This window comes from Pseudomonas sp. HMWF006 (genome assembly GCF_003061205.1).
GTDB classification, from domain to species: Bacteria; Pseudomonadota; Gammaproteobacteria; order Pseudomonadales; family Pseudomonadaceae; genus Aquipseudomonas; species Aquipseudomonas monsensis.
The window spans coordinates 1-2,885 of sequence record NZ_QAIU01000406.1 but is presented as its reverse complement, the minus strand read 5'-3'; the positions used below and the strand labels follow the sequence as shown (position 1 = coordinate 2,885).

3 protein-coding genes are annotated in these 2,885 nt (G+C 59.5%); all 3 read left to right on the top strand.

Going from position 1 to position 2,885, the window contains the following annotated elements; translation table 11 throughout:
- Positions 1 to 568 (top strand): urea transporter (locus DBR24_RS16830; protein ID WP_146189068.1); only part of this gene is annotated, 568 nt, incomplete at its 5' end.
- 21 nt (positions 569 to 589) lie between these two features.
- Positions 590 to 1,414, top strand: coding sequence for an ion transporter (locus DBR24_RS16825; RefSeq protein ID WP_128615310.1), 825 nt, complete (start codon positions 590 to 592; stop codon positions 1,412 to 1,414).
- Positions 1,415 to 1,518: 104 nt separating this feature from the next.
- Positions 1,519 to 2,517: a sulfate ABC transporter substrate-binding protein gene (locus DBR24_RS16820; protein WP_123465824.1), complete on the top strand. Its 999-nt coding sequence runs from the start codon at positions 1,519 to 1,521 to the stop codon at positions 2,515 to 2,517.
- The last annotated feature ends 368 nt before the right edge of the window (positions 2,518 to 2,885 follow it).

Below are 2,885 nucleotides of genomic sequence, written 5' to 3'. Positions count from 1 at the left end.
GCTCAAACATGTGTACCGCAGCCGGTCGATACCGGCCTACACCTCGCCGTTCGTGGCGATGAGCTGGATGTTGCTCCTGTTCGCCGAACCGTCCGCGCCAATGGCACACATCGAGATGAACACGCTGAACCTGCTCGCCGCTGAACTGCGTGGATTGGGTCAGGTGATGTTCCTCGGTCATCCGCTGGCCGGCGCATTGGTCGCCGCCGGTCTGCTGGTCGCGGATCGCCGTGCGTTTGCCTGGGCGCTATTGGCTTCAGCCATCGGCCTCGGTTCCAGTCTGCTGCACCATGAAACCCACGCGGCGTTGCTCGGCCTCGGCAGCTACAACGCCGTGCTCGCCGCCCTCGCCTTCAGTGGTCAACGCCAACAGCCGTGGTTGCCGCTGCTCGGTATCGTGCTGGCATTGCTGGTGACGCCGCTGTTCGCCGCCATCGGCCTGGCGACGCTGACGGCGCCGTTCATCCTAGCCGGCTGGCTGATCCGCGCCGGGATCCAGGTGCTCGGCAAAGCGGCCGTGGACGGCACGCCTTGCGTACAGGGGGAGAATCAACCTAGGCTGCGCTGATCTTTAATTCAGGCGTTATCCATGGACAGCAACAACGGTTGGCGTGAACGGCTTTACGTCATGATTTTCCAGAGTGACACCCTCGCCGGGCGGCGCTTCGACGGCACCTTGCTGTTGATCATCCTCGCCAGCCTGGTGGTGGTGATGCTCGACAGTATCGACAGCATTCACCAGAACTACGCCGATGTGCTGGCCTACATCGAGTGGGGCTTCACCATCATTTTTCTCGGGGAGTACATCCTGCGGTTGTACTGCTCACCGAAACCGTTGCGCTACGCCTTCAGTTTCTACGGTCTGGTGGATCTGCTGGCGATCGTGCCGGGGATTCTCGCGCTGTACTACAGCGATGCGCAGTACCTGCTGATCATCCGGATCATTCGCATGCTGCGGATCTTCCGCGTGCTCAAACTCAGCCCGTACCTCAAGCAAGCCAACTACCTGATGTCGGCGCTGCGTGGCAGCAAGCAGAAGATCGTGGTGTTTCTGGTCAGCGTCTGCACCCTGGTGACAGTGTTCGGCACCCTGATGTACGTGATCGAAGGCCCGGAACACGGCTTCACCAGCATCCCCAAGGGCATCTATTGGGCTATCGTGACCCTGACCACCGTCGGCTTCGGCGACATTGTGCCGAAGACCCCATTGGGCCAGGTGATTTCGTCGCTGGTGATGATCACCGGTTACTCGATCATCGCCGTGCCGACCGGGATTTTCACCGCAGAACTGGCCAACGCCATGCGCGGCGAACAGCTGCAACACGACTGCCCGGTGTGCAGGAAAAACAGCCATGAACATGGCGCGGCGTTCTGCTCCCGTTGCGGCAATGCACTGTTCAAGAAAATGGAATAAGCACAGAGCTTTTTAATCTTTAAGCGACTATGCGTGCCCCGTTATAGTCGCTGGCAAAACGGTATCCCCCCGACCGCTATCACCGACACAACAAGGAATGCGCAGTGAAAAAACTCTTTGGCGCCTCACTTCTCGCCGCCGGTCTTGCCTTTGGCAGTGTGGCGCAAGCCGCACCGCCCCTGCTCAACGTCTCCTACGACGTGATGCGCGATTTCTACAAGGACTACAACACTGCCTTTCAGAAACACTGGCAAGCCGAGCACAACGAGAACATCACCGTGCAGATGTCTTTCGGTGGCTCGAGCAAACAGGCGCGTTCGGTGATTGATGGCTTGCCGGCTGACGTCATCACCATGAACATGGCGACCGACATCAACGCCCTCGCCGACAACGGCAAACTGGTCCCGGAAAACTGGGTCACCCGCCTGCCGAACAACAGTGCGCCGTTCACTTCGGCCACCGTGTTTATCGTGCGCAAAGGTAACCCGAAAGCCCTGAAAGACTGGCCGGACCTGCTCAAGGACGGCGTGCAGGTAATCGTGCCGAACCCGAAAACCTCCGGTAATGGCCGCTACACCTACCTGTCGGCCTGGGGCTACGTGCTGAAGAACGGCGGAGACGAGAACAAGGCCAAGGACTTCGTCGGCAAGCTGTTCAAACAGGCGCCGGTGCTCGACACCGGTGGCCGCGCCGCGACCACGACGTTCATGACCAACCAGATCGGCGACGTGCTGGTGACCTTCGAGAACGAAGCGGAAATGATCGCCCGCGAGTTTGGTCGCGATCAGTTCGAAGTGATCTACCCGAGCGTCTCTGCCGAAGCCGAACCACCCGTGTCGGTGGTCGACAAAGTGGTCGACAAGAAAGGCACCCGCGCTGCGGCGGATGAATACCTGAAGTACCTGTGGTCACCGGAAGGCCAGGAAATTGCCGCCGCCAACTACCTGCGTCCACGGGACCCGGCGGTGCTGGCGAAATACACTGACCGCTTCCCGAAAGTCGATTTCCTCTCGGTCGAGAAGACCTTCGGTGACTGGCGATCGGTGCAGAAGACCCACTTCAATGATGGTGGGGTTTTTGACCAGATTTATACCGGCCAGTAAGGCTTGAGTGACAACGAAAAAGGCGATCCTCTGCGGTCGCCTTTTTTGTGGAAGCCTGCCCCTCACCCCAGCCCTCTCCCGGAGGGAGAGGGGGCCGACCGAGGTGTCTGGCGTCAGACATCGACCTGAAATATCAAGTCGATTATGCAGTCGCCCAAGCAGTTTCAGCTCGGTGCACCTCTCAAGCATCGCCCAAGCAGTCCCCCTCTCCCTCTGGGAGTGTAGGGGGCCGACCGAGGTGTCTGGCGTCAGACATCGACCTGAAATATCGAGTCGATTATGCAGTCGCCCAAACAGTTTCAGGTCGGAGCACCTTTCAAGCATCCCCCAATCAGTCCCCTCTCCCTCTGGGAGAGGGTTAGGGTGAG